The sequence below is a fragment of the Thermocrispum sp. genome (genome assembly GCF_002919275.1).
Taxonomy (GTDB): Bacteria; Actinomycetota; Actinomycetes; order Mycobacteriales; family Pseudonocardiaceae; genus Thermocrispum; species Thermocrispum agreste.
Map to the genome: position 1 here is coordinate 1 of NZ_PKFA01000053.1, position 26,783 is coordinate 26,783.

25 protein-coding genes and 1 pseudogene are annotated in these 26,783 nt (G+C 70.0%); 5 read left to right on the top strand and 21 right to left on the bottom strand.

The genetic code is table 11. The features are described from left to right. The 3 genes and pseudogenes from CXP56_RS19070 to CXP56_RS13125 all read left to right on the top strand — a co-directional run. Positions 1 to 59: pseudogene (locus tag CXP56_RS19070) on the top strand (hypothetical protein); the annotation flags it as partial. A gap of 34 nt (positions 60 to 93) precedes the next feature. Further along, positions 94 to 3,318 carry an NHL domain-containing protein gene (locus CXP56_RS13120; RefSeq protein ID WP_286901280.1) on the top strand — a complete coding sequence of 1,075 codons (3,225 nt, stop codon included), beginning with the start codon at positions 94 to 96 and terminating at the stop codon, positions 3,316 to 3,318. Positions 3,319 to 3,526: 208 nt separating this feature from the next. Then, positions 3,527 to 4,147: a LysE family translocator gene (locus CXP56_RS13125; protein WP_028847894.1), complete on the top strand. Its 621-nt coding sequence runs from the start codon at positions 3,527 to 3,529 to the stop codon at positions 4,145 to 4,147. 223 nt (positions 4,148 to 4,370) lie between these two features. On the opposite strand, the gene murA is transcribed toward CXP56_RS13125, so the two are convergent. Both murA and CXP56_RS13135 read right to left on the bottom strand, forming a co-directional pair. Next, the gene (gene murA, locus CXP56_RS13130; protein ID WP_286901281.1) at positions 4,371 to 5,642 is read right to left on the bottom strand and encodes a UDP-N-acetylglucosamine 1-carboxyvinyltransferase; all 1,272 of its coding nucleotides are present in this window, start codon (positions 5,640 to 5,642) and stop codon (positions 4,371 to 4,373) included. 48 nt (positions 5,643 to 5,690) lie between these two features. Next, positions 5,691 to 6,629 carry a peptidoglycan-binding protein gene (locus CXP56_RS13135; RefSeq protein WP_038045055.1) on the bottom strand — a complete coding sequence of 313 codons (939 nt, stop codon included), beginning with the start codon at positions 6,627 to 6,629 and terminating at the stop codon, positions 5,691 to 5,693. 190 nt (positions 6,630 to 6,819) lie between these two features. On the opposite strand from CXP56_RS13135, the gene CXP56_RS13140 reads away from it, so the two are divergent. After that, complete coding sequence (locus CXP56_RS13140; protein ID WP_028847892.1) at positions 6,820 to 7,389, top strand: cob(I)yrinic acid a,c-diamide adenosyltransferase; 570 nt, start codon at positions 6,820 to 6,822, stop codon at positions 7,387 to 7,389. A 30-nt stretch (positions 7,390 to 7,419) separates the two neighbouring features. Here CXP56_RS13140 and CXP56_RS13145 read toward each other — a convergent pair whose 3' ends face one another. From CXP56_RS13145 to CXP56_RS13200, 12 genes are all read right to left on the bottom strand, one after another. Then, the gene (locus CXP56_RS13145) at positions 7,420 to 7,863 is read right to left on the bottom strand and encodes a DUF2550 domain-containing protein (RefSeq protein ID WP_286901283.1); all 444 of its coding nucleotides are present in this window, start codon (positions 7,861 to 7,863) and stop codon (positions 7,420 to 7,422) included. Between the two features lie 23 nt (positions 7,864 to 7,886). Further along, complete coding sequence (locus CXP56_RS13150; RefSeq protein ID WP_028847890.1) at positions 7,887 to 8,255, bottom strand: F0F1 ATP synthase subunit epsilon; 369 nt, start codon at positions 8,253 to 8,255, stop codon at positions 7,887 to 7,889. Positions 8,256 to 8,322: 67 nt separating this feature from the next. Continuing rightward, positions 8,323 to 9,762, bottom strand: coding sequence for a F0F1 ATP synthase subunit beta (gene atpD, locus CXP56_RS13155; protein ID WP_028847889.1), 1,440 nt, complete (start codon positions 9,760 to 9,762; stop codon positions 8,323 to 8,325). Position 9,763: 1 nt separating this feature from the next. Beyond that, a complete protein-coding gene (locus CXP56_RS13160; RefSeq protein ID WP_028847888.1) occupies positions 9,764 to 10,711 on the bottom strand; it encodes a F0F1 ATP synthase subunit gamma in 948 nt (315 codons plus the stop codon). 53 nt (positions 10,712 to 10,764) lie between these two features. After that, on the bottom strand, positions 10,765 to 12,402 hold the full coding sequence (gene atpA, locus CXP56_RS13165) for a F0F1 ATP synthase subunit alpha (protein ID WP_028847887.1): 1,638 nt from the start codon (positions 12,400 to 12,402) through the stop codon (positions 10,765 to 10,767). Positions 12,403 to 12,455: 53 nt separating this feature from the next. Then, positions 12,456 to 13,271, bottom strand: coding sequence for a F0F1 ATP synthase subunit delta (locus tag CXP56_RS13170; protein WP_286901291.1), 816 nt, complete (start codon positions 13,269 to 13,271; stop codon positions 12,456 to 12,458). 18 nt (positions 13,272 to 13,289) lie between these two features. Then, complete coding sequence (locus CXP56_RS13175; protein ID WP_028847885.1) at positions 13,290 to 13,832, bottom strand: F0F1 ATP synthase subunit B; 543 nt, start codon at positions 13,830 to 13,832, stop codon at positions 13,290 to 13,292. Between the two features lie 35 nt (positions 13,833 to 13,867). Beyond that, positions 13,868 to 14,110, bottom strand: coding sequence for an ATP synthase subunit C-like protein (locus CXP56_RS13180; RefSeq protein ID WP_286901292.1), 243 nt, complete (start codon positions 14,108 to 14,110; stop codon positions 13,868 to 13,870). Positions 14,111 to 14,208: 98 nt separating this feature from the next. Then, positions 14,209 to 14,988 (bottom strand): F0F1 ATP synthase subunit A, encoded by a 780-nt coding sequence (gene atpB / locus CXP56_RS13185; protein WP_286901284.1) that lies wholly within the window; start codon positions 14,986 to 14,988, stop codon positions 14,209 to 14,211. 209 nt (positions 14,989 to 15,197) lie between these two features. Further along, positions 15,198 to 15,674, bottom strand: coding sequence for a Cg1360 family ATP-synthase-associated protein (locus CXP56_RS13190; protein ID WP_245566659.1), 477 nt, complete (start codon positions 15,672 to 15,674; stop codon positions 15,198 to 15,200). Continuing rightward, the gene (locus CXP56_RS13195) at positions 15,671 to 16,831 is read right to left on the bottom strand and encodes a glycosyltransferase family 4 protein (protein ID WP_084609228.1); all 1,161 of its coding nucleotides are present in this window, start codon (positions 16,829 to 16,831) and stop codon (positions 15,671 to 15,673) included. The genes CXP56_RS13190 and CXP56_RS13195 overlap by 4 nt, the downstream gene beginning before the upstream one ends. A gap of 5 nt (positions 16,832 to 16,836) precedes the next feature. Then, on the bottom strand, positions 16,837 to 17,487 hold the full coding sequence (locus tag CXP56_RS13200) for an L-threonylcarbamoyladenylate synthase (RefSeq protein WP_028847880.1): 651 nt from the start codon (positions 17,485 to 17,487) through the stop codon (positions 16,837 to 16,839). Between the two features lie 301 nt (positions 17,488 to 17,788). Between CXP56_RS13200 and CXP56_RS13205 the strand changes: the two genes are divergently transcribed. After that, positions 17,789 to 18,835 (top strand): NAD(P)-binding domain-containing protein, encoded by a 1,047-nt coding sequence (locus CXP56_RS13205; protein WP_028847879.1) that lies wholly within the window; start codon positions 17,789 to 17,791, stop codon positions 18,833 to 18,835. A gap of 3 nt (positions 18,836 to 18,838) precedes the next feature. Here the strand turns inward: CXP56_RS13205 and prmC are convergent, their stop codons facing one another. From prmC to CXP56_RS13240, 7 genes are all read right to left on the bottom strand, one after another. Then, complete coding sequence (prmC, locus tag CXP56_RS13210; protein WP_028847878.1) at positions 18,839 to 19,714, bottom strand: peptide chain release factor N(5)-glutamine methyltransferase; 876 nt, start codon at positions 19,712 to 19,714, stop codon at positions 18,839 to 18,841. Between the two features lie 61 nt (positions 19,715 to 19,775). Continuing rightward, entirely contained in the window at positions 19,776 to 20,870 is a 1,095-nt protein-coding gene (gene prfA / locus CXP56_RS13215; protein ID WP_286901286.1) for a peptide chain release factor 1, read from the bottom strand. Beyond that, positions 20,871 to 21,083, bottom strand: a complete 213-nt coding sequence (rpmE, locus tag CXP56_RS13220) for a 50S ribosomal protein L31 (RefSeq protein ID WP_028847876.1) — start codon at positions 21,081 to 21,083, stop codon at positions 20,871 to 20,873. Positions 21,084 to 21,225: 142 nt separating this feature from the next. Beyond that, complete coding sequence (rho, locus tag CXP56_RS13225; RefSeq protein WP_286901287.1) at positions 21,226 to 23,211, bottom strand: transcription termination factor Rho; 1,986 nt, start codon at positions 23,209 to 23,211, stop codon at positions 21,226 to 21,228. A 478-nt stretch (positions 23,212 to 23,689) separates the two neighbouring features. Then, complete coding sequence (gene thrB / locus CXP56_RS13230; RefSeq protein WP_028847874.1) at positions 23,690 to 24,574, bottom strand: homoserine kinase; 885 nt, start codon at positions 24,572 to 24,574, stop codon at positions 23,690 to 23,692. Then, the gene (thrC, locus tag CXP56_RS13235; protein WP_286901289.1) at positions 24,571 to 25,638 is read right to left on the bottom strand and encodes a threonine synthase; all 1,068 of its coding nucleotides are present in this window, start codon (positions 25,636 to 25,638) and stop codon (positions 24,571 to 24,573) included. The genes thrB and thrC overlap by 4 nt, the downstream gene beginning before the upstream one ends. Then, a partial coding sequence (locus CXP56_RS13240; RefSeq protein ID WP_286901290.1) for a homoserine dehydrogenase occupies positions 25,635 to 26,783 on the bottom strand: 1,149 nt, incomplete at its 5' end. The genes thrC and CXP56_RS13240, both read right to left, overlap by 4 nt.

Sequence of the window (26,783 nt, forward strand, 5' to 3'; positions counted from 1 at the left end):
TCGCCGTGGCACCGGACGGCACCCTGTACGTCGCCGATGCGGGAAACCACCGGGTGCAGGCGATCGGTTCTCCCGGGCGCTTCGGGAGGTGTCATGACCACAGTCGCACAGCGGCTTCTGATCGCGGGGGTCGCGGCCGCGATCACGCTCGGCGGAGCGAGTGTGCTCGTCATGCCGGACGACGAGCATGCGGCCCGCGACAAACCCGAACAGCAAACAAACGGCGGACCGGTGGTTGGTCAGACCGAGGTCGTCGCCACCCTGCCCAAGCCGGGGCACGACGGCAACGGGATCGCCGACGGGGAAGCTCAGTCCGGCAAGGGGCTGAGCATCGCCGCCGGTCCGGACGGGACGCTCTACGTCGCGGATGCCGACGGCAGGCGGATCCGCGAGATCGACACCGACGGCACGATCAGGACGCTGTTCGATGCAGGCAAGTCCGACCAGTACGGCAAGGTCAGCCAGGCAATCGCCACATCCGGTGACGGAAAGGTCTACTTCGGCGCCGAACTTCACGGCCGGCAAGGCCTGTGCGTGGCCGATCGACACGGCAACGTGAAGCAGCTCGCCGACGCATTCCCCACCGACGCGTTTGCCTCCCGCATCGACGACATCGCGGTCGATCGCCACGGCACGGTGTACCTGGCCAGCTCGGATCGATTCGTCGGACGGCTCGACACACACGGCAAAGTCACCACGCTCGTCACCGCCGACGATCTGCCCACGGACCTCCCGGCGTCGACACCGGACGACGAACACTTCGACGACGAACCCTCCTTCGCGATCGCGACCGACAACGCGGGCAACGTGGTGGCCGCCGATTCCCGGGCGGCCAGCCTGTGGCGCATCACGCCCGACGGCACGGTCACCCGGCTGGTCGGCGCGCGCGGCACGGGCAACTCCGGCCATGGCGGCCCGGCGGACCAGGCACAGGTCAGCCAGCACCTGACCGACGTGGCCGTCGACGACGAGGGCACCATCTACTTCGTCGACGCGGGCAACTCCTCGATCAAGCGCATCGACGCCGACGGAACCATCACGTCGATCGCTCCGGCGATCCACCTGCACCGGCCGGTCAGGAACATCGCCATCGGGCCGGACGGCGACATCCTCGGCAGCACCCACACCCAGATCGTGCGGGTCGGCACCCGCCGCGCCCAGCCGGGCGCCGCACCGCAACCGAGCACATGGTCCCCGGTGGCAGGCGCCGACACCGGCACGGTCCGCACCGTGGCAGGCGGCGGACACCAGGGGTCGCGGGACGACGAGACATTCGAGTCCTCCCCGCCACCGGTGGACACGATCCCGGAGCACGGACTCGCCCCGATCGGCAAGGGTGCCGTCGGACCGGACGGCTCGTACTACATCGCCGAGCCCGCCCGGCACGTCGTCAGCAAGATCGCACCCGACGGCACCCGCACCGTCGTCGCCGGGACCGGAAACATGGGCACCGAGTTCTCAGCGGCCGACGGCGAACCTGCCAGGGAAACCGACCTGTCGGCTCCGTCGTCGGTCGCCGTCGGAGACGACGGCGAGCTGTTCATCGCCGACCCCGGAGCGCAGCGGGTGTGGCGGGTCGGCCCCGACGGGACCATCGGCACCTACCTGAAGACCGTCGACGTGCAGGCGCCTGCCGGGAAGGGCGAGACCACCGACATCAGCCCGACGGACGTCGAGCTCGACCGGCACGGCCAGCTCTACGTCGCCGACGCGGGCAACGCGCACATCGTCAAGGTGTCTCCGGCTGGGAAGGTGACCACGGTCGCCGGTGGCGGCGGCAGCTACGCGGCTCGGCTCGCCCGTCAGGCTATCGTGGAGCAGCCGACAGCACTGGCCGTTGCCGACGACGGAACCGTCTACTTCGCCGAGAGATGGTCGTCCGGTCCCCTCCATGCCGTCCGAGGGGTCCGCCCCGACGGCCGGATCTTCACGGTTGCGGGCGGCTTCGACGATCTGGGCGGCTACGACGGGGACGGTGGCCAGGCGCCCTCGGCACGCCTCAACGCACCGGCGGACCTCGCGGTGGGGCCGGACGGCACGCTGTACATCGCCGACTCGAAGAACAACCGCGTCCGGGCCGTCGACCGATCGGGCCGCATCAGCACCGTGGCCGGAACCGGCGAACGCACCACCTCCGGCGACAAGGGCCCGGCGACCGCGGCCGCGCTGCACGAACCCATCACCGTCGACGTCGGCTCCGACGGCGCCCTCGTGGTGGGCACGAGCGACCGGCGGATCAGGGTGATCGACGACGGCACGATCAGCACGTTGATCGACTTGCGCGAAGCGGGCGACCAGCAGGCTCCCCGTGCGACGGACGTCCAGCTGAACGTCGTCAGCAGCGCCGCCGTCGATCCCACCACCGGTGAGCTGTACTTCGCCGACTCCGGCCGGTTCTACCGCGTCGACCGCGCCGGCCGGATGCACCCCGTCGACTCGCCTGCGTTGCTCAGCCTGTTCGACAACACCCCGCGGCCGCCGACGATGATGGCGATCGGTCCCGACGGCACCCTGTTCGTGGCAACCGACGAGGCGATCTGGCGGCTTCCGGACAGTGGTGGCCCCGTCCTCGTCGCCGGCTACGGCGCAGGCCGGCCGGAGGACGGCAAGATCGCCTGGGAAACCGCACTGAGCCAGGTCTACCAGGTGGCCGTGTCCCCGGACGGAGCCCTGTACTTCGTCGATCGTTGGGGTGTCTTCCGCGTGAACGACGACGGGCGGCTGACCGCGATCCTGGACCGGTCGAGCCAGCAGCACAGGTTCCGGATCGCCCCGGCCGCCGACGGAGTCGTGTACGTCGCCGACAGGGCCGAGCACCGCGTCTATCGGATCGGCCCGGACGGCAAGCGAACCGTGGTCGCGGGCAACGGCGAGGGCGACGTCACTACCGAGGACGACTACGGCGACGGCGGTGCAGCCACCGACGCGGTCCTGCCCTCCCCCTCGGACGTCGCGGTCGCCGACGACCACACCATCTACGTCGCCAGTTTCGGCGACATCCGGCGCATCGCCCCGAACGGTGAGATCACCACGATCCACCGAGGTTCCAGCGATTCCGACGGTACCGTCGGCCCGACGCAGCTGTGGGGCGTGAACGGCAACGGCGATCTGTACTTCAGCCAAGATGGACGCATCGCCGTCATCGCCAATCCGGCAGGCATCGGATTCTGGGCGGACATGCTGAGCACCCTCGCCTGGGCGGGCGCACTCGGCGTGCTCGCCGGTGCCGGCTACCTGGTGTTCCGTCATCGCGCGTTGGCGAAGGCGAAACCCAGCAGTCAGTACGACCCGTGGAGCCATTCCTGGTCGAACCCGTGATCCGGCGGCCGCCCACCTGCCGGTGGGCACCCGATCCACGGCGGGATCCCCTCGGCCTTGCAGGCCAGTGTCTCGACCGTGCCGGTGGGCACCCGATCCACGCGGGATGCCCACCGGCGGGCCGCCGCCGCGGTCGTCGGGACACGGTGTGACGCAGACGGCCGACAATCTCCAGCCACCGCCCCGTTTGCCCGGTTAACGTGGATCCATGACCTGGAGCGACTACACCACCTTCCTGGTGTTCGCGTTGCTCATCGCGCTGGCACCAGGACCGGACACCCTCGTCGTGCTCAAGAACGGCCTGGCCGGTGGCTTCCGCGCCGGGCTGACGACCATCTGCGGCATCACCACCGGCTGCCTCATCCAGGCCACGGCCGTCGGCTTCGGCCTCGGGGCGTTCGTGGTCCGCTATCAGGTGGTGTTCGAGGTCATCCGCTGGGCAGGCGTGGTCTACCTGTGCTACCTCGGCATCCAGGCGCTCCGCGCGGCCAAGCGCGGCGACTACGCCCAGGTCGGCATGCAGCGCCAGAACACTCGCCTCTGGCGGCGGTTCACCGAAGGGTTCCTCACCAACATCACCAACCCGAAGGTGCTGGTGTTCTTCCTGTCGGTGCTGCCGCAGTTCCTCGATCCGGCCACGGCCACCACGCTGGACGCGCTGGCGCTCGCCTACACGGTGGTGGCTGCCGGTGTGATCTGGCAGCTGGCCGTGCTGGTGGGCGTGCACAAGGTGCGCATGTGGATCTCCCGCACCGGAGTCCGTCGCGCCATCGACGCCCTCACCGGCACGGCGCTGGTCGGTTTCGGCGTCGCACTCGCCACCGAGTAGGCCGCTGCGCGAACCCGCGGGCCCGCCCCGCGCGCTCCTCTGGACGGAAGAACGCAGATCAACCCGCGAACCCGCGGACCTGCGCAGGCGCGGGCAGATCCTCGGCCTGCCCACAGGCCACCCGAGAACCTGCAGACCCGTGCTGGGACTGCGGCCACCCCCACAATGTCGTCCGCAAGGCCGGCACGACGCGTGACCTGCTCGGCCCGGCGGGCGGACGGCATCAGCCGCGATCGGGCGAGGTCGTGATCCGCTCCACCCGGGCGCCCAACCGGTTCAGGTTCTCCACGAAGTGCGGATAGCCGCGGTCGATGTGGAAGACGTCCCACACCTCGGTGACGCCGTCGGCGACCAGCCCGGCGAGCACCAGCCCGGCACCCGCCCTGATGTCGGAGGCCCACACCGGGGCGCTGGAAAGCCGTTCGACGCCGCGCACCACCGCGTGGTGGCCGTCGGTCCTGGCGTCCGCCCCGAGGCGCTTCATCTCGTCGATGAACCGGAACCGCGCCTCGTAGACGTTCTCGGTGATCATCGCCGTGCCCTCGGAGATCGCCGACAACGCCACGGCGAACGGCTGCAGGTCGGTGGCGAACCCGGGGTACGGCAGGGTCACGAAGTCGACCGCCTTCGGCCGGTCCGGCTGCACCACCCGGAAGCCGTTGTCGAACGTGGTCACGTCGGCACCGGCCAGCCGCAGCTTCTCCAGCACCAGGTCGAGGTGGTGCGGATCGACTCCGCGCACCGTCACGTCGCCGCGGGTGATCGCAGCGGCGAAACCCCACGTCGCACCGACGATCCGGTCCCCGACCACCCGGTGCGTCGTCGGGCGTAGCTCGTCGACGCCGTGCACGGTGAGGGTGGAGGTCCCCGCGCCCTCGATCTGCGCGCCCATCTGCTGCAGCATCCGGCACAGGTCGACGATCTCCGGCTCGCGCGCGGCGTTGTCGATCACCGTGGTGCCCTTGGCCAGCACGGCGGCCATCAGGATGTTCTCCGTGGCACCCACGCTGGGGAAGTCCAGCCAGATCTGGGCACCGCGCAGCCCTTCGGCTTCCGCCACCACGCACCCGTGCGCGATCTCGGTGGTGGCACCGAGCTTACGCAGCCCGTTCTGATGCATGTCCAGCGGCCGCGACCCGATCGCGTCGCCGCCCGGCAGGGCGACCACGGCCCGCTTGAGCCTTCCGACCAACGGCCCGAGCACGCACACCGACGCGCGCAGCTTGCCCATCGCCGGGGTGTCCGCACGGTACGACAGTTCCGCGGGCGTGGTGATGCGCACCGTGTCGCCTTGCAGATCGACCTCGCAGCCGACGCTGCGCAGGACGTCCGCCATCAGCGGGACGTCCAGGATCTCCGGGCAGTTGGTGATGGTCGTGGTGCCCTCGGCCAGCAATGCCGCGGCCATCAGCTTCAGCACGCTGTTCTTCGCACCGACGACCTCCACCTCGCCCTCGAGGCGAGCGCCGCCGTAGACGTCGAAGTGCTCACTCACGAGGCCATCATGCCGGGAGCGCACCGGTGACCGCGCAACGGGGCACGGTCAGTACGTGCACCCGCTGGTCGGCAGCTCGGCGATCGACGGCGGGGTCACGCCGTCGTAGATCGCCAGCAGCAGCGGCTGCGGGCACACCGACACCCCGTTGCGGCGGATGCCGACGTGCAGGTGCGGTCCGGTGGAGTTGCCGGTGTTGCCGGAGTACCCGATGTGCTGCCCGGTAGTGACCGCGCCGCTCACCAGGGCGGGCTGGCGGAAGTGGCAGTAGCTGTAGCGGCCGCCGTCGGTGGCCTGGATGACCACGCCGTAGCCGCAGCTGCTGTCGTTGACCGGGGTCGCTTCCCCGCCCCTGATCGCCAGAACCGGCGTGCCCTCGGCGACCGGCAGGTCGATCGCTGGGTAGTCGTGGTGCGGGTCGTCGTACTCGCTGCGCGGCAGCGTGTCCCTGGCGACCGGCAACGAGTAGTCGATCGAGGACGTCGACACCAAGGCCCGCCAGGTCGCGGTGTCGACGGTGCCGGTGGCCGGCAAGCCGTGCTCGGACTGGAAGGAGCGCACCGCATCGGCCATCGCGGCGTCGAAGACACCGTCCAGAGCGAACTGGGCACCGTGCTTGTTCAGCTGCACCTTCGCCGCGTTGACCGCGGCAGGCGCGTTCGCGCCCTCGGCGACCTCGATCACCAGCGCGGGCCAGGTCTCGTCACCGACGATGCCGTCGACGCCGAGCCCCTTGGCTTGCTGGAACGCCCGCACCGCGGCCGCGGTGTTCGGCCCGAACACGCCGTCGGGATCGGTCGGATGCCCGTGCGCAGTCACCAGGTACTGCACCGTGGTGACGTTGGGGCCACGATGCCCCTCCCGCGCCAGCGGCCACTGCGCGGCCGAAGCGGACGGCAGCCAGGCAGCCACCGCGATCCCCGCGATCACGGCGACCGCGACCGTCAGGGCGGCGCACGTCGAAGCGATCTTACGGCGGACAGTCATGAGCAGCTCCCCCTCGCGTGGTCCAGCTCGACGCTGGTGACCTTCGCACAAGCTGCCGCCAATGCAAGGGCACGATTTTCCCACTATGCCGGTGACCTGCGCAGACGGCCGATCACTGGGAACGAATGCGCCGCAGTGTGTTATGTCGCAGCCCGGGTGTGCCGGGCCGCGATCCGGCTAGGGTCGATGCATGGCAGTGAGGATCAACCGGGTGTACACCCGCGTCGGCGACAACGGCACCACGGCACTCGGAGACGGCACCCGCGTGCCGAAATCGTCCCCGCGCATCGGCGCCTACGCCGACGTGGACGAAACGAACTCGGCCATCGGGGTCGCGCTGGCCATCGGCCGGCTGCCCGACGACGTCGTGGCCGTGCTCAAGCGCGTGCAGAACGATCTGTTCGACGTCGGCGCCGACCTGTGCACTCCGGTCGTGGCCAACCCCAAGCACCCGCCGCTGCGCATCACCGACAGCTACATCGAGCGGCTGGAGCGGTGGTGCGACGAGTTCAACGAACGGCTCGGCAAGCTCACCTCGTTCATCCTGCCCGGCGGGACCCCGGGCGCGGCGCTGCTGCACCAGGCCAGGACCACGGCACGCCGGGCGGAACGCTCGGCATGGCAGTTGTGGGAAGCCGAGCAGGACACCACCAACCCGCTGGCCATCCGCTACCTGAACCGGCTGTCCGACCTGCTGTTCATCCTGGCCAGGGTGGCCAACCCGGACGGCGACGTGCTCTGGCAGCCGGGCGGCAAGTAGCCCCAGGAAACACGACAGGCCCCGGCGCCGTCAGGAAGCGCGCGGGACCTGGTGCCCCGGGGGCGCCGACTCCAGCCAGGACAAGAAGCCGGTGAGCGCCCCCGGGTCCATCGCGATCTCGATGTCCGGGCCAGCGGACGACGTGCAGCGCAGCACCTTCGCGCCGACCGGCAGCGTGTACTGCTCCTCCCGCGACGGCTCGCGCCGTTCGGTGATGTGCAGATCGGCGCGACTGAGCACCCGGTCCGGGCCGTTGCGCAGGCTCAGCACCCGGAACCACAGGAACTGCTCGCCCCGGTACCGGCCGATACCCAGGTGCCAGCCCGCGATCTCACCGCCGCGCCGACCCGTGCGCCAGCGCAACGCCACCGTGATGCCACCGCTGCGGCGCACGTTGCGCCAGCGCCATGCACCCCAGCAGACGACGACGCCGATCAGGGCGAGGAGACCGATGACCACCGTTGTGATGCTCACGACCACCTCGCCCCGCTGTCCGCTCAGGCCTTCTGCCCAGCGGCGCGCAATCGCGCTTGGGCTTTGGCCCTTTCCGTTTCGTCCTCGGCAGAGCTGAGCTGCTGCCGCGCCTGCTCGACGTCGATCTCCTCACCCAGCTCGGCCGACTCCGCCAGCACGCGGACCGCGTCGGCGGTCACGGACAAGAAACCGCCGTGCACCGCGGCGCCCACGTGCTCGCCGTCGGTGGTGGTGATGGACACCACGCCGCCTTCCACCAGCTGGCCGAACATGGGCTGGTGGCCGGGCAGGATACCGATCTCGCCCTCCGTGGTCTGGGCCACGACGAAGTTCGCCTTGCCCGACCACAGCCGCCGCTCCACGGCGACCAGCTCGACGGTCATCTCCGCCACTGCAACTCCTCGCAACTCGTCCGGCCGGAGTGGCCGAGTGTACTTGGTGCGGCGTGAACCTCGAGCCTCACTTGGTCAGCTCGCGGTACTTCTTCTCCAGGTCGTCCAGACCACCGATGCCCAGGAACGCCTGCTCCGGGTAGTGGTCGTACTCGCCCTTGGTGATCTTGTCGAACGCCTCGATGGTCTCGCTCAGCGGCACCGTCGAACCGGGGATGCCGGTGAACGTCTCGGCCACCAGCATGTTCTGCGACAGGAACCGCTCGATCCGGCGCGCCCGGTGCACCGTGATCTTGTCCTCTTCGGACAGCTCGTCCATACCGAGGATGGCGATGATGTCCTGCAGCTCCTTGTACTTCTGCAGGATCCGGATGACCTCGGAGGCGACCCGGTAGTGCTCCTCACCGACGATGCCCGGCTCGAGGATGGTCGACGTGGACGCCAGCGGGTCGACCGCCGGGAAGATGCCCTTCTGGAACACCGCACGGGACAGCTCCGTGGTGGCGTCCAGGTGGGCGAACGTGGTCGCCGGGGCCGGGTCGGTGTAGTCGTCCGCCGGCACGTAGATGGCCTGCATCGAGGTGATCGACCGGCCGCGCACCGAGGTGATCCGCTCCTGCAGCACGCCCATCTCGTCGGCCAGCGTCGGCTGGTAACCCACCGCCGACGGCATACGGCCGAGCAGCGTGGACACCTCGGAACCGGCCTGGGTGAACCGGAAGATGTTGTCGATGAACAGCAGCACGTCCTGACCCTGCACGTCGCGGAAGTACTCCGCCATGGTCAGCGCGGACAGCGCCACCCGCATACGGGTGCCCGGCGGCTCGTCCATCTGACCGAACACCAGGGCGGTGTCGTTGATCGTGCCGTCCTCGCTCAGCTCGAGGAACAGGTCGGTGCCCTCACGGGTGCGCTCGCCGACGCCGGCGAACACCGAGGTACCACCGAAGTTCTTGGCCACACGGGTGATCATTTCCTTGATCAGCACCGTCTTGCCGACGCCCGCGCCGCCGAACAGACCGATCTTGCCACCCTGCACGTACGGGGTCAGCAGGTCGATGACCTTCAGGCCCGTCTCCAGGATCTTGGTGCTGCCCTCCAGCTGGTCGAACGCCGGCGGGTCACGGTGGATGCTCCACCGCTCCAGGTCCTCGCCGTAGCCCGGCTGGTCGAGGCAGTCACCGAGCGCGTTGTACACGTGGCCCTTGACCTTGTCACCCACCGGGACGGTGATCGGGCCGCCGGTGTCCCGCACCGGGGCGCCGCGCACCAGGCCGTCCTGCGGCTGCAGCGAAATGGTGCGCACCATGTTGTCACCCAGGTGCTGGGCCACCTCGAGCGTGACGGTCTTGCGCAGCTCCTCGAACTCGACCTCGACCTTCAGCGCGTTGTAGATGTTCGGGACCTGCCCGCGCGGGAACTCGACGTCGACGACGGGGCCGGTGACGGAGACGATCCGCCCGACGGCGCCTTCGGTCTTGGCTGCGGTGTCTGCAGTGGTGGTCATCTCACTCATCACTTCCTGCTGCGGCCAGCGCGTCCGCGCCGCCGACGATTTCGCTGATCTCCTGGGTGATCTGGGCCTGGCGAGCCTGGTTCATCTCCCTGGTCAGGGTCTGCACCAGCTCGTTGGCGTTGTCCGATGCCGCCTTCATCGCAGTCCGCCTGGCCGCGAGCTCGGAGGCCGCCGACTCCAGCAAGGCCGCATAGATCCTGGTGTTGATGTACTTGGGCAGCAGCGCGTCGAGCAGCGTGTCCGCGTCCGGTTCGAAATCGTAGACCGAACGCAGCTGGGGCGCCGACGTCGCTTCACCCTCCTCGACGTACTCGACCTCCAGCGGGGCGATCCGCTTGGCCTGCGGGGTCTGGGTGAGCATCGAGCGGAACTCGGTGTAGACGATGTGCAGCTCGTCCACCCCGACGATGCCGTCCGCCCCGCCGCTGTCGCCGACGTCGTCCGCGCCTGCGAGGAACAGCTTGACCATCGTCTCGCCTGCCTCGCGGGCGTGCACGTACTGCGGCTGGTCGCTGAACCCGGTCCAGCTGGCCGCGATCTCCCGGTTGCGGAACCGGTAGTAGTTCACGCCCTTGGCGCCGATGACGAACAGCACCGGCTCCTTGCCCTGCTCCCGCAGCAGCGCCAGCAGCTCCTCGGTGGTGCGCAGCACGTTGGCGTTGTACCCACCACAGAGGCCCTTGTCGCTGGTGACCACCAGCACGGCGGCCCGGCGCGGGTTCTCCCGTTCGGTCAGCAGCGGGTTGTCCAGCGTCGTGGCGGCCGTGGCCAGCTCGGACAGCGCCGTGGTGATCTCCGAGCTGTACGGCCGGGCCGCCTCGACTCGCGCCTGCGCCTTGGCGATGCGCGAGGTGGCGATCAGCTCCATCGCCTTGGTGATCTTGCCGATGGACTTGGTCGCCTTGACCCTGGCCCGAAGTTCGCGAAGTTGCGCGCCCATCTAGCTCACCGTCCTAACGCGCCGCACCGTCGATGCTCCGCACATCACCGTCATCACTTCGGGGCGGGCTTGGCGACCTTGACGGTCTCCTGCCCGACCTTCTCCTCGTCCATCGCCTCGGCCTCGGCCTCCACCAGCGGCGTGCCCTCCGAGGTCACGAAGCCCTTCTTGAACTCCTTGGTGACCTCGACCAGCCGGTTGGCGAGCTCGTCGGAGAAGTCGCCGGTGTCCCGGATCTCCGCCAGGATGCCCTCGTGCTTGTGCCGGATGTGCTCGATGATCTCGGCGTTGAACCGGCGCACGTCCTCCAGCGGCACGTCGTCGAAGTGCCCGTTGGTGCCCAGGTAGACGGTCACCACCTGCTCTTCGACCGGAATCGGCGAGTACTCGCGCTGCTTGAGCACCTCGTACAGCCGGGCACCGCGGTCCAGCTGGCGCTTGGAGGCCTCGTCCAGGTCGGAGGCGAACGCGGCGAACGCCTCCAGCTCGCGGTACTGCGACAGGTCGATACGCAGCGAGCCAGCGACCTTCTTCATCGCCTTGATCTGCGCGTCACCACCGACGCGGGACACCGAGATACCGACGTCGATGGCCGGCCGCTGACCCGAGTTGAACAGGTCGGACTGGAAGAAGCACTGCCCGTCGGTGATCGAGATGACGTTGGTCGGGATGTAGGCCGACACGTCGTTGGCCTTGGTCTCGATGACCGGCAGGCCGGTCAGCGAGCCGCCGCCCATCTCGTCGGACAGCTTCGCGCACCGCTCCAGCAACCGGGAGTGCAGGTAGAACACGTCACCCGGGAACGCCTCACGACCCGGCGGGCGGCGCAGCAGCAGCGAGATGGCCCGGTAGGCCTCCGCCTGCTTGGTCAGGTCGTCGAAGATGATCAGGACGTGCTTGCCCTCGTACATCCAGTGCTGGCCGAGCGCCGAGCCGGCGTACGGGGCGATCCACTTGAAGCCCGCGGAGTCGGACGCCGGGGCGGCCACGATGGTGGTGTACTCCATCGCGCCGTGGTCCTCCAGCGTCTTCTTCACGCTGGCGATGGTCGAGCCCTTCTGGCCGACGGCCACGTAGATGCAGCGCACCTGCTTCTTCGGGTCGCCGGTCTTCCAGTTGGACCGCTGGTTGATGATCGTGTCCACGCAGACCGAGGTCTTGCCGGTCTTGCGGTCACCGATGATCAGCTGGCGCTGACCGCGGCCGATCGGGGTCATCGCGTCGATCGCGGTGATGCCGGTCTGCAGCGGCTCGTGCACCGGCTTGCGCTGCACCACCGACGCCGCCTGCAGCTCGAGCGCACGGCGACCGGTGGCCTCGATCTCGCCGAGACCGTCGATCGGCTGCCCGAGCGGGTTGATCACACGGCCGAGGAACGCATCCCCCACCGGCACCGACAGGATCTGACCGGTGCGCTTGACCTGCTGGCCCTCCTCGATCGACTCGAAGTCACCGAGGATGGCGACACCGACTTCCCGGGGGTCCAGGTTCAGCGCGACGCCGAGCACGCCGCCGGGGAACTCCAGCAGCTCGTTGGCCATCGTCGAGGGCAGGCCCTCGACGTGCGCGATGCCGTCACCCGCGTCGACGACGACCCCGACCTCTTCCCGGCTGGTGTCCGGGGAGTAACTCGAGACGTAGTTCTCGATCGCACTGCGGATCTCGTCCGAGGAGATCGTCAGCTCCGCCATGAAAGTTTCCCGCTCTCACTATCTCGTATCCACTGACAAAGTTCGTGTTGCCGCTAGCCGGCCAGCTGACCGCGCAGCGCCGCGATGCGGCCCGCCGCGCTGCCGTCGATGACCTCGTCACCGACCTTGACCACGATGCCGCCCAGCACGTTCGGCTGGACCTCGACGTGCACCGCGATCGGGCGCCCGTAGATCCGTTCCAGCTTGTCCGCCAGCTGGTTGCGTTCGTCGTCGGTCAGCGGCACGGCCGTCGTGACGTGCGCCACCGACCGCTCGCGCCGCTTGGCGGCCAGTTCGGCGATGCCGTCCAGCCCGTGCGCCACGGAACGGCCGGCCGGGTCGGCCACGACCTGCTCGATCAGCGACTGCGTCAGCGGGGAGACCTTGCCGCCGAAGACGGAGTCGACGAGTTGCCGCTTGGCCTCGGCGGGCGCGGCGGGGTCGCCGAGTGCCTGCTCGAGCTCGGGGGTCCGGTCGAGCAGCCGGGCGGTGGCGAACAGCTCCGACTCGACGGTGTCGAGCTTGCCGTCGGCCTCGGCGGCCGCCAGCAGCGCATCGGCGGCCAGCGTGCGCACCCCGTCGGCCAGCTCACGCGGGTTGGACCAGCGGCTTTCCGCCACCGTCTCGAGCACCTGCACCGTCGCCGCGCTGAGCTTGGCGCCGACCAGGTTGCGCACCAGCCCGACGCGGGCCGCCTCTGCGGCCGACGGGTCGGCCAGCGCGCGGCGCAGCGACACCTCCCTGCGCAGCACCTGCGCGAAGGCGGCCAGCTCGGCGCCGACCGTCTTCGCGTCGGCATCGGATCCGCTCAGCACCCCGTCCAACCGGTGCTCGGCGGCGGCCAGCGCCTCGCGGCTGGCGGCGTGCATGGATGGTGCGGCAGTCACCTAGTTCCTCGCTCCCTGAGCATCCAGCTCCGCCAGGAACCGCTCGACGGTCCGGCGCCTGCGGGTTTCGTCCTCGAGCGCCTCACCGACGATGCGGCTCGCCAGCTCGACAGCGTTGCGGCCGTACTCGGCGCGCAGCTCGGCGATCACCTGCTGGCGCTGGGCCTCCAGCTGGGCCTTGCCTGCCGCGACGATGCGCTCCGCCTCGGCCTGGGCCTCGGCCCGCGCTTCCTCGCGGATCCGCTCCGCCTCCAGCCGGGCGTCGTCGCGGATCTTGGCGGCTTCGCTGTGCGCCTCGGCCAGCTGTGCGGTGTACTGCTGACGCGCCCGCTCGGCTTCCGCCTGCGCCTGCTCGGCCTTGCGGATTCCGCCCTCGATCTCCTCCGTCCGCTTGGCGTAGGCCTCTTCGAACTTCGGGACCGCGAACTTCCACAGGACGAACACCAGGATCCCGAACGCGATCAGGCCGAGCACGATCTCGGCCGGCTTCGGGAAGACCGGGTTGTGCTCCTCGGCGGCGGCCAGGAGGATTGCCGTCGTCATCTACAACTCCAACGGGATCGGGTCGGCGACCGGGATCAGCCGGCCATGAAGAACAGCACGAAGCCGATCAGCGCGAGAACCTCGACGATGGCGAACGTCTGCCACGCGATACCCATCAGCTTGCCCTGGGCTTCCGGCTGCCGCGCGGTGCCCGAGATGACGGACGACCAGATCAGACCCACACCAATGCCGGGGCCGATGGCGGCGAGGCCGTAGCCGATCGCGGCAAGACCCGGGTTGATGTCGACAGCCTCCTGGGCACCCTGTGCCAGAACCATTGCGGTGCTCACTTGATGTTTCCCTTTCCAATCGGTCCGCGTGTCTGCGGATCGTCAGGCTTTGCGGTTGCTTACCTGGTCTCGGTGGTCGGTGTTCCTCAGTGCTCCTCGGCAAGTGCCTGGCCGACGTAGCTGGCCGCCAGCAGCGCGAAGATGTACGCCTGGATGACCTGGATCAGCGCCTCCAGGAAGGTCAGGGCGATCACCGCCGCCCATGACACCAGCGACACCGGCTTGAGCGCCGGAGCGGCTTCCAGCAACAGGTACTCGCCGCCGAGGGTGAACACCAACAGCAGCAAGTGGCCCGCGAACATCGCGGCGAACACACGGATCGCCAGCGTGAGCGGGTTCATGAAGAACTTGATGAACAGCTCGATGGGCACCAGCAGGAAGTAGACCAGCGTCGGCGCCCCTGGCGGCATCAGCTGGTGCTTGAAGTGCCCGACGAACCCGTGCTTGCGAATGCCGACGATGTTCCACATCGGGTAGACGATCAGCACGGAGATCGCCAGCGGGAAGGCGATGTGCGACATCGTCGGGAACTGGATGAAGGGGATGATCCCGTACAGGTTGTTCACCAGGATGAAGGTGAACAGCGCCACGAAGAACGGGATGAACGGGCGGAAGTGCTCCGACCCGAGCTGCTCACGCGCGATGTTGTTGCGCGGGAAGTTGTAGATCGACTCGGCGATGAACTGGAAGCGGCTCGGGACGACCTGCATGCGCCGGGCTGCCACCACGAAGAAGACCGAGATGATCAGCACCGACAGCACCAGCAGCACCATCGCCTTGTCCACGCCGCCGAAAATCGGCGGGAGGAAGAAGTCCGCCACACCCGGCGGGACGAAGTCTTCCTGTGCCAGTACCTGTGCGTCCAACGCACGGGCTCCTTCCGGTTCTCCCAGCCGGCTTCACACCGACGGGGGAATCGTCGTGATCTGCGGTTAACGTACCTGACCTGTCCGGGTGGCCTTGACCGAGGGTGAACCGCACCTTGCCTGGCAACTCCGCCCGGTGAGCGTGACCTTATCAGCTGCGGTTTCGCCCGCCGTACGGGCGTACTCTTTTCCCGCCGCGTGACCCCGCGTCACACGATCAACGTGGGGATTTTCGTCCTCCGGAAGGCCACCACCTCGGCACCGGTCCACACCACCACGGCGGCGATCAGGGTCAGCGCGAGTGACGTCGGGTGCAGCCACGCAACGCCCTTGAGGGTGATGGCCACGATCAGCAGTGCGACGAGCTTCACTACGTAACCACCAAGTGCGACGGCCATCACAACCTGCGGCGGCAGCTCGGCGGACTGCTTCATCAGCACCAGGGTGAGCAGCGACGACGCGACCGCGATCGCTCCGCCGAGCAGCGCGCCCCACACGCCGGGCAGGCCGACGGCCAGCCAGGCCACGAGCGCGCCGGCGGCCACCACACCCACCGACGGCCACACGGCGGTGCGCAGCATGGCGTCGGCCAGCTTCCGCACCGAATCGGCGTGCGTCTTGGGCACCTGCGCGGCCGCCTCGGTGATCTCGTCGGTGGCCTTGTCGGTCGCGCCGTCCTCGCTCACTCGCCCACTCCCTCGCTTCGGCTTCGCGGGTTGAGTCTAGGCACCGCCGAGACGATCACCGCCACCAGCAGGCCCGCCACGAACACCCACGCGACCAGCACCGGGTCGAACAACGTCAGCGCCACCGCGCCGAAGGCCAGCAACCCCGCCCACATGTAGATCAGCAGCACCGCCCTGCGGTGCGAGTGGCCCAGCTGCAGCAGCCGGTGGTGCAGGTGCATCTTGTCGGCGTGCATCAGGCTCAGCCCGCGCCGGGTACGGCGGATGATGGCCATGCCCAGATCCAGCAGGGGGATGAACAGCACGGCCAGCACCACGATGGCGGGCGACAGCAGCGCGACGACGTCGGTGCCCTGGTACTGCTCCGGGGAAAGCCTGCCGGAAGCCGACGTGCTGGCCGCGGCCAGCATCAGCCCGATGAGCATCGATCCGGAGTCGCCCATGAACAGCCGGGCGGGCTGGAAGTTGTGCGGTAGGAAGCCGAGGCAGGCGCCCGCCAGGGTGGCGGCGATGAGCGCGGGCGGGTAGCTGTCCACGTTGCTCTCCGGCTTGGCCAGCAGGCCGAGGGAGAACGCGCAGATGGCCGCGGCGGTGATGAAACCGAGGCCCGCCGCCAGCCCGTCCAGGCCGTCGACGAAGTTCATCGCGTTGACCATGGTGACGACCAGCAGCACCACCAGCAGGCTGCCCTGGTTCTCGTCCAGGATCAGGTAGCTGCCGAAGTCGCCCGCGGTGCCGCCCCACGGCACCCAGAACGCGTTCCACTGCACACCGAACAGCACCAGCAGTCCGGCGCAGGTGATCTGGCCGGCCAGCTTGGTCCACGCGTCCAGGTCGAAGCGGTCGTCCAGCGCGCCGATCAGCACGATCAGCCCGCCGCCGACCAGCACGCCGATCGGGTCGAGCGAGTACTCGAACGACGCCCGCAGCACCGGCAGCTGGTGGGCCAGGAACATGCCGCCCACCACGCCCGCGTACATGGCCAGGCCGCCCATGTACGGCATGGGCTTGGCGTGCACGTCCCGCGCGCGCGGGTAGGCCATCGCGCCGACCCGCATGGCGAAGGCCCTGGCCACGCCGGTGAGCAGGAACGTCAGCGCGGCGGTGATCAAGCCCACGAGCACGTACTCGCGGATGGGAACGGTGACCGTCGTCATGGGCGTCAACCCGCGACCTGCACCTGGGTGCCGAGCGCTTCGGACACCGCGTCCACGCCGACCGATCCGGTGCGCAGCACCACCGGTTCGTCGCCGGTCAGGTCGACGATGGTGGACGGGACGGGATCGCCGGACGGGCCACCGTCGAGGTAGACCGAGACGTCGTCGCCGAACTGCTCGACGGCCTCCGTCGCGGTGGTGGCGGGCCGCTCACCGGACCTGTTGGCGCTGCTCACCGCCATCGGGCCGACCTCGCGCAGCAGCTCGAGCGCGACCGGGTGCAACGGCATCCGCAGCATCACCGTGCCGCGGGTGTTGCCCAGGTCCCACGACAGGCTCGGCGCGTGCGGCAGCACGATGGACAGATCGCCCGGCCAGAACGCCTCGATGAGCGTGTATGCCTGCTTCGGCACGCTGAGCACCAGGCCTTCGACGGTCTCCCAGGAGCCGACGAGCACACCGACGGGCATGTCCGGACCGCGCCGCTTGGCCGCCAGCAACGAGCGCACCGCGGCACCGTCGAAGGCGTCACAGCCGATCCCGTAGACCGTGTCGGTCGGCAGCACCACCAGCTGCGCGGACCGGACGGCGGCGGCCGCCGCCGCGATGCCGTCGGCGCGCTGCTGACGTATCGCGCAGTCGTACACCTGGCTCACTCCGGTGAGCCTAGACCGACCGCGATCCTGCTCACGCCAAGCCCCTCACGCCGCCGCCGCGCCCGGTGTGACGTCGCCGATCGCCCGGAAGACGGCGACGTCACACGGTGTTGCACCAGGTGTGAGCACTCAGCGCGACGGCTTCGGCCGGGGTGGCGGCACCGAGCTGGCCGGCCGTCAGGCAGGTGAACCGCTCGACCGGGCGATCCCGCCGGGCAGCAGGCAAGCAAGCGGACCGCTCGACCGGGCGACGGGCACGCCGGTGAACCCGGCGGCCGGCGGAGCGCAGCCGGGCACGCCGATCGACACCGTGGTGATCGGCGGCGGGCAGGCCGGGCTGTCCACCGCCTATTTCCTGCGCAAGTTCGGCATCGAGTACGTGGTGCTCGATCACTCCCCCGCCGCGGGCGGCGCCTGGCAGTTCCGCTGGCCGTCGCTGACCCTGTCCACCGCCCATCGGGTGCACGACCTGCCCGGCATGCCGCTCGGCGAGCAGGACACCTCGCGCCCCGCTGCCGAAGTGGTCTCCGAGTACTTCGCCCGCTACGAGCGGACCTTCCAGCTCAACGTGCGACGTCCGGTCCACGTCGCCGCGGTTCGCGACTCGGGCGACCGCCTCGTCGTCGAATCCTCCGCCGAGGTGTGGCTGGCCCACACCGTGGTGAACGCCACCGGCACATGGGACAAACCGTTCGTTCCTTACTACCCCGGCCGGGAGACGTTCCGCGGATGGCAGCTGCACAGCTCCGCCTACCCCGGTGCGGACGCCTTCGCGGGCAAGCATGTCGTCGTGGTCGGCGGCGGCGCGTCGGCCACCCAGCAGCTGGCGGAGATCTCCCAGGTCACGACCACCACGTGGGTGACAAGGCGGCCGCCGGAGTTCCGTGCCGCCGGGGCGTTCACCGAGGAGTGGGGCCGGCGGGTGGAGGCGGCCGTCGCGGCCAACACCGCTCGCGGCGGCCCACCGCGCAGCGTGGTCAGCTACACCGGGCTCGGCCTGACCCCCGAGGTGGAGGCGGCGCGGAAGCGCGGCGCTCTCGACCGGCTGCCGATGTTCGACCGGATCACCCCGGACGGCGTGGCGTGGGACGACGGGCGGTTCGTCCGTGCCGACGTGATCCTGTGGGCGACCGGCTTCCGGCCCGCCGTCGATCACCTGGCTCCGCTCAAGCTGCGCGAACCGGCGGGCGGGATCGCGGTGGTGAACACGCGAGCGGTGCGCGAGCCACGGCTGTTCCTCGTCGGCTACGGACCATCGGCCAGCACCATCGGAGCGGCACGGGCCGGCCGCGTCGCGGCCACCGGGGTGCGCGACCTGCTCACGGCGAAGGACCTGCAGGTGGCGTGACGCCTACTCGGTCGGCGCGCCGCGCACGGCCGTGGCGAAGCGCGGCCGCCCGGCCAGATCCTTGTGATCTCGCACGTCACCGAGCACACGGCGGCTGCGCAGCAACGCGGGCACCGCTTCGCCGTGACTGTCGTCGTGCTCGATCGCGACGCCGCCGCCGGGTACCAGCAGCCGGGCGGCGATGGCGACCACGTGACGGATGATGGCCAAGCCGCCGTCGTCGGCGAACACCGCTTGCGGCGGATCGTGCTCGGCCACCTCGGGTGGCAGCTGGGCGTTGCGCGGCACGTACGGCGGATTGCACACGACCAGGTCGACCACGCCGTCCAGCTCGCTGAACAGGTGCGGATCGGTCACGTCACCGGAGTACAGCTTGATCGGCGTGTCACCGGCCTCGGCGCGCCGGTTCGCGTTGTGCCGGGCCCACGCCAGCGCCTGCGGGTCGTTGTCGACCGCGTAGACCTGGGCGTCCGGGCGTTCGTGCTGGATCGCCAGGGCGAGCGCGCCGGACCCGGTGCACAGGTCCATCACCACCGGGCCTTCCCGGCCCTTCAGCAGCTCCAGGCCCCACTGCAGGATCAGCTCGGTCTCCGGCCTCGGCACGAACACCCCGGGACCGACCTCGACGTCGACGGGGCCCATGGTGGCCACGCCGGTCAGGTGCTGCAGCGGCACCCGCTTGGCGCGCTGCTCGACCAGCTCCCGCAGCGCCTCGATCACCGGGGGATCGACCAGCGGGATCAGCGGCAGCCTGCTGCGGTCGACCCCGAGCACGTGGGCCGCCAGCACTTCGGCGTCCACCCGCGGGGAGGGCACCCCCGCCTGCTCGAAAATCCGGATGGCCTCCAGGATGGCCAACCGCAACGGTTGCCGCTTCACGTCGTCAGCCTAACCGGGCAGACCGGCCCGAGCAGGGAGGAACCGCCGCGGGCGAGCAGGCTCACGCCCCGGTCCGCTCGGCCTGCGCCTTGGCGTGCTCGGCCAGCCGCTCGGCCCGGTCGGCGGCGGCCAGTGCGTCGAGCACCGCGTCCAGGTCGCCGTCCAGCACCTGGTCGAGGTTGTAGGCCTTGTAGTTGACCCGGTGGTCCGAGATGCGGTTCTCCGGGAAGTTGTAGGTGCGGATCCGCTCCGACCGGTCGACCGTGCGCACCTGCGAGCGACGGGCGTCGGCCGCCTTGGCCGCGGCCTCCTCCTCGGCCATGGCCTGCAGGCGGGCTTGCAGCACCTGGATCGCTCGCGCCCGGTTCTGGATCTGCGACTTCTCGTTCTGGCAGGTCACCACCAGCCCGGTGGGCAGGTGGGTGACCCGCACCGCGGAATCGGTGGTGTTCACGCTCTGCCCGCCCGGCCCGGACGACCGGAACACGTCGATCTTGAGGTCGTTCGGGTCGATCTCGACGGTGACCTCTTCCGGCTCCGGGTACACCAGCACACCGGCCGCGGAGGTGTGGATACGGCCCTGCGCCTCAGTGACCGGCACGCGCTGCACGCGGTGCACGCCGCCCTCGTACTTCAACCGGGCCCAGACCCCGTCCGGGCCGTCACCCTTGCCCTTGATGGACAGCGTGACGTCCTTGTAGCCGCCCAGCCCGGTGTCGGTGGCGTTGAGCACCGTGGCCTTCCAGCCCTGCCGCTCGGCGTAGCGCAGATACATGCGCAGCAGGTCGCCCGCGAACAGCGCGGACTCCTCCCCGCCTTCGCCGGACTTGACCTCCAGGATCACGTCCGACGCGTCGTACGGGTCCCTGGGCAGCAGTAGCTCGGTGAGCCGGTTCTCCAGCTGCTCCACCCGCTTGGCCAGCTGTTCGGCCTCGTCGGCGAAGCTTTTGTCCTCGGCCGCCAGCTCGCGCGCGGCGGCCAGGTCGTCCTGGGCCGACGACAGCTCGGTGCAGGTGGTGACGATCGGCTTCAGTTCGGCGTATCGCCGACCCAGCTTGCGCGCCCGCACGGCGTCGGCGTGCACCGCTGGGTCAGCGAGTTGCCGTTCCAGCTCGGCGTACTCGTCGAGCAAGCCTTGCAGCGACGAGGCGTCCAATTACTTCTTGCGCTTGCCGTAACGGGCCTCGAACTTGGCCACCCGGCCACCGGTGTCCAGGATCTTCTGCTTGCCGGTGTAGAAGGGGTGGCAGTTGGAGCAAACCTCGACGTGGATGTGACCGGTGGACTTGGTGCTGCGGGTGACGAAGCTGTTGCCGCAGCTGCAGACCACCTGGGTCGGCACGTACTCGGGGTGAATACCGCTCTTCATGGTGTCCTCTCTCGATGGTCCCGGGTCCTCGACCGACAGGTGAGGTGAAGCGGGACCGGACTCGTGCTGCTCGATTCTGCCAGACGGGCAGCCATGCCTCTCAACGCGGCCCGCCCGGCGGGCATTCCCGGTCCGGCCCCGCTCAGTCGCCGCCGTTGACGCCGTTGCCGTCCGGCGCGGTCTTGGCCACCTGCATCAGGAACTCGGCGTTGTTCTTGGTCTTGCGCAGCCTGCTCAGCAGCAGGTCGATGGCCTGCTGCGAGTCCAGGGCGTGCAGCACCCGGTGCAGCTTGACCGTCACCGCCAGCTCGTCCGGCGACAGCAGCAGCTCCTCCTTGCGGGTACCGGACGGGTTGACGTCCACCGCGGGGAAGACCCGCCGCTCGGCGATCTTGCGGTCCAGCTTCAGCTCGGCGTTGCCGGTGCCCTTGAACTCCTCGAAGATCACCGTGTCCATGGTCGAGCCGGTCTCCACCATCGCCGTGGCGAAGATGGTCAGCGAACCGCCGTTCTCGATGTTGCGCGCCGCGCCCAGGAACCGCTTCGGCGGGTACAGCGCGGTGGAGTCGACACCACCGGACAGGATGCGGCCGCTGGCCGGCGCGGCCAGGTTGTACGCCCGGCCGAGACGGGTGATCGAGTCCAGCAGCACCACCACGTCGTGGCCCAGCTCGGTGAGCCGCTTGGCCCGCTCGATGGACAGCTCGGCCACCGAAGTGTGGTCCGACGGCGGGCGGTCGAACGTCGAGGCGATCACCTCGCCCTTGACGTTCCGCTGCATGTCGGTGACCTCTTCCGGCCGCTCGTCCACCAGCACCACCATCAGCCAGCACTCCGGGTTGTTGGTGGTGATGGCGTTGGCGATGTCCTGCAGGATCGTCGTCTTGCCCGCCTTGGGCGGGGACACGATCAGCGCCCGCTGGCCCTTGCCGACCGGCATGATCAGGTCGATCACCCTGGTGGTCAGCTTGTGCGGCTCGGTCTCCAGGCGCAGCCGCTCGTTCGGGTACAGCGGAGTCAGCTTGTGGAACTCCGGCCGGTTCTTGGCCTTCTCCGGGTCCAGACCGTTGATGGCGTCCACCCGCACCAGCGGGTTGAACTTCTGCCGCTGCTGCTCGCCCTCGCGCGGCTGCCGCACCACACCGGTGATGGCGTCCCCGCGCCGCAGGCCGTACTTGCGCACCAGCGACATGGACACGTACACGTCGTTCGGCCCCGGCAGGTAACCGGAGGTGCGCACGAACGCGTAGTTGTCCAGCAGGTCGACGATCCCGGCGACCGGCAGCAGCACGTCGTCCTCGCGGATCTCGGCGTCACCGCCGCTGCCCGAATCGCTGTTCCGGTTGCGGCGGCGCCGGTCGCGCGACCGCCGGCTGCGCCGGCTGCCACGGTCGTCGTCGCCCTGCCGGTTGTTCTGGTCGTTCTGGCGGTTGCCCTGCTCGCCGGACCTGGCCGCCTGCTCCTGCTGCTGGCCCTGACCCTTGCCGCCTTGCTCGGCGCGCTCCGCCGTGCCTGCGCCTTGGTCGGCGCCGCCCTGGTCGCCGGATGCAGCCGCCTGCTGCTCCTGCTGGCCTGCCGCCGCCGGCTGCTGCGCCTCCTCCTGCTGCTGCGGCTGGTCGGCGGACGCCTGCTGCCGCGACGAGCGGCGGCGGCGCGTCTGCTTCGCCTCCTGCTGCTTGGCCTCCTGCTGCTGCGCCTGCTCCTGCTGCGCAGCGCCCTGCTGCGCCGGATCGGCGGCGGCCTGCTGCTCGGGCTTGCGCTCCTGCTGCCCGCCCTCCTTCGCCGTGCCTTCCGGCTTTCCGTCGACACCGTCCAGTGGCAGCGTTTCGTCCTGCTTGGCGGTCTTGCGGGTGCGGGCCGGGGTGCCCTGCCGCTCGCGGATGGCGGCGATCAGCTCCCCTTTCCGCATACCCGAGATGCCGGTGATGCCCAGCTCTCCGGCGAGCTGTCGCAGTTCCGCGATCACCATGCTGGACAGCCCGCCAGATCGCTTCTTGGGCGCCGCGGGCGCCTCGCCACTGGCCTGCGGTGCGGTCTCGACCGTCACGTTGTCGCTCCCCGAAGATGAAGATTGCGAAGATGAAGTCTGATTCTCCGCGTCACCGCTGAGAAGATCGGTGTTGCTCACGCATGTCCTTCCTGACCGATGCCCGCGTGGTGGACACCGATGCAAACGCCATCCGCGCCGAAGGCGCCGAAAGCGATCTGTAACTCACGGGGCAAGCCCATGCACCCCCCGTGCGAACGGCCGGCAGAGATAAAACATCGCTGCGGCGGCGCACGCACTGGATGTGCCCGTCCCCCGCTGGGACGAGCCGAGAACGGCCACCGCGTGACGACATCCGCACCGGATGACTGTCACCGAGCCCGATATTCGAACGGACGCGGATGAAACAGATGATGTACTCCGGCAGAAAACCAGAGGCTTACACCTGGTGCGGCATGAGCGCGCACGGTGATCGAACGCCTCTGAGCCTAGACTGCCCCTTCACTCGGTGCAACAACCACCCCCCGGTGAGTTGTTCCCGACCTGGTGATGTTCCTGCCCGCGGTCACCGGTGAGCAACACGTCCGTCGGCCGTGCTCGGTGCCCGCTCGGGCCCCGCTCACGCCGCCGCGACGGTCACGCCGCCCATGTCCACCGGCAGCTCCTTGATCCGGAAGCCTTCGGTGTCCACGTCGTCCGGCAGCCTGCCGTCGCTGGTCAGCGCCAGCACCGACGGCCCGGCACCGCTCACCGCGGCGGCCACGCCCCGCTCTCGCAACCGCTGGACCAGCGCGGCCGTCCTGGGGTAGGCGGGCGCCCGGTACTGCTGGTGCAAGCGGTCCTCGGTGCCGGGCAGCAGCAGGCTCGGATCGGTGGTGAGCGCGTGCACCCCGAGCGCCGCCCGAGCCGCGGCGTGCGCGGCGTCGGCGTGCGGGACCGTCTCCGGCAGCAGGCCACGGGTGGCCGCGGTGGAGGACTTCTCCTCGGCGATGGCGATCACCGGCCGCACCTGCGGGTGCGGCTCCAGCCGGGCGGCCTGCCACCTGGCGCCCTCCATCCAGGTGATCACCACTCCGCCGAGCAGGCTGGCGCCCGCGTTGTCCGCATGTCCCTCGAACCCGGCGGCCAGCTGCAGCACCGCGTCCCGGTCCAGCGGCCTGCCCGCCAAGCCGTAGGCGGCCGCCGCACCGGCCACCACGGCCGCGGCGGACGAGCCGAGGCCGCGCGCGTGCGGGATGGCGTTGGCGCAGGTCAGCCGCAGCCCGGGGATCTTCAGCCCGATCCTGTCCGCGGTGTGCCGCACGGCACGGACCACCAGGTGGCTCTCGTCGCGCGGGAGCGCGTCCACCCCGCCGGCGCCGGTGTCGACGATGTCCACCGCCAGGCCGTCGTCGACGATCTCGGCCTCGACCACGTCGTAGAGCGCCAGCGCCATTCCCATCGTGTCGAAGCCCGATCCGAGGTTGGCGGTGGACGCGGGCACCCGCACCCTGACCGCGGTCACGACAGTCCCAGCGCTTCCGCGACGGCGTCGGCGTCCACCGGCAGCGCCTCGACGCGAGCCGCCCCGGTACCCGTCCAGCCGGTCAGCGCGGTGTCCGGGTCCTTCAGGCCGTGCCCGGTGACCGTGCACACCACCAGCGATCCGCGCGGGAGCCGCCCCTGCTCGGCCACCTTCAGCAATCCGGCCACACCGGTGGCCGACGCCGGCTCGACGAACACGCCTTCCTTGGCGGCCAGCATCCGGTAGGCGGCCAGGATCTCCTCGTCGGTGACCGCCTCGAACAGGCCGCCGGACTCGTCGCGCGCGGCCACCGCGCCCGCCCACGACGCCGGGCTGCCCACCCGGATGGCGGTCGCCACGGTGTCCGGGTTGGACACCGGCTCGCCGCGCACCAGCGGCGCGGCCCCGGCCGCCTGGAACCCGAACATCCGCGGGGTGCTGGTGACCACACCGTCCTTGGCGTACTCGGTGTAGCCTGCCCAGTAGGCGGTGATGTTCCCGGCGTTGCCGACCGGCAGGCAGTGCACGTCCGGCGCCCGGCCGAGCACGTCGCAGATCTCCCACGCCGCGGTCTTCTGCCCGATCAGCCGCACCGGGTTGACCGAGTTCACCAGCATGATCGGGTGCTCGGCGGTGGTCTTCGCCGCCAGCTCCAGGCAGTCGTCGAAGTTGCCGTCGATCTGCAGGATCTTCGCCCCGTGCAGCACCGCCTGGGCCAGCTTGCCCATGGCGATCTTGCCCTGCGGCACCAGCACCGCACAGGTCAGGCCGGCGCGCGCGGCGTAGGCAGCGGCCGAGGCGGACGTGTTGCCGGTGGACGCGCACAGCACCGCCTGCGTGCCGCTGGCCAGCGCGTGCGTGATGGCCACGGTCATCCCGCGGTCCTTGAACGACCCGGTCGGGTTCAGGCCCTCGACCTTCAGGTACACCTCACACCCGGTCAGCTCGCTGACGTGCCGGGCGGGCACCAGCGGTGTGCCGCCCTCGCCAAGCGTGACGATCTCCGCGCCGTCCGGGACGGTGATCCGGTCCCGGTAGGCCGCGATGATGCCCAGCGCGCTCATGCATCCTCACCTTCGACCCGCATCACGCTGATCACCTCGTGCACCACGGGCAGCTGCTCGATGTCCCGCACCGTGGCCCGCAGCGCCGCGTCGGTGGCCGTGTGCGTGACGATCACCAGGCTCGCCGTGTCGTCGGCGTCCCGCTGCTGGACCGTGGCGATGCTGACGTCGTGTTCGGCGAACACCTGCGCCACCTGGGCCAGCACACCCGGCTTGTCCTGCACCGCCAGGCTGACGTGGTACCTGGTCGGCGTGTCGGCCATCGGCCGGATCGGCAGCTGGGCATGCGCCGACTCGCGCGGCCCGCGGCTGCCGAGCACCCGGTTGCGCGCCACCGCCACCAGGTCGCCGAGCACCGCGGACGCGGTCGGGGCACCGCCTGCGCCCTGACCGAAGAACATCAGCTCGCCCGCCGCGTCGGCCTCCACGTACACCGCGTTGAAGGCCCCGCCGACCCCGGCGAGCTGGTGCGTGCGCGGGATCATCGCCGGGTACACCCGGGCGGACACCGACTCCGAGCCGTCCACCGGGTCGACCACGCGCTCGCAGATGGCCAGCAGCTTCACCGTGCGGCCCAGCTCCTTGGCCGCCGCGATGTCGGTGGCGGTGATGCCGGAGATGCCCTCGCGGTGCACGTCCGCCGCGGTCACCCGGGTGTGGAAGGCCAGCGAGGCCAGAATGGCCGCCTTGGCCGCCGCGTCGTAGCCGTCCACGTCGGCGGTGGGGTCCGCCTCGGCGTACCCGAGCCGGGTGGCTTCCTCGAGCGTCTCGGCGTAGCTGGCGCCCGACGAGTCCATCGCCGACAGGATGTAGTTCGTCGTGCCGTTGACGATGCCCATCACCTTGGTGATGCGGTCACCGGCCAGCGACTCGCGCAGCGGCCGCAGCAGGGGGATGGCCCCGGCCACGGCAGCTTCGAAGTACAGGTCCGCGCCGGTGGCGTCGGCCGCCTCGGCCAGTTCCGCCGAGCAGTCGGCGAGCAGCGCCTTGTTCGCCGTCACCACCGACTTGCCCTGCCGGAGCGCGGACAGCAGCCACGTGCGCACCGGCTCGATGCCGCCGATCAGCTCGACGACCACGTCGACGTCGGAGTCCACCAGCGCCTGCGCATCGTCGGTGAGCAGGTCCGCAGGTACTTCCGGGTG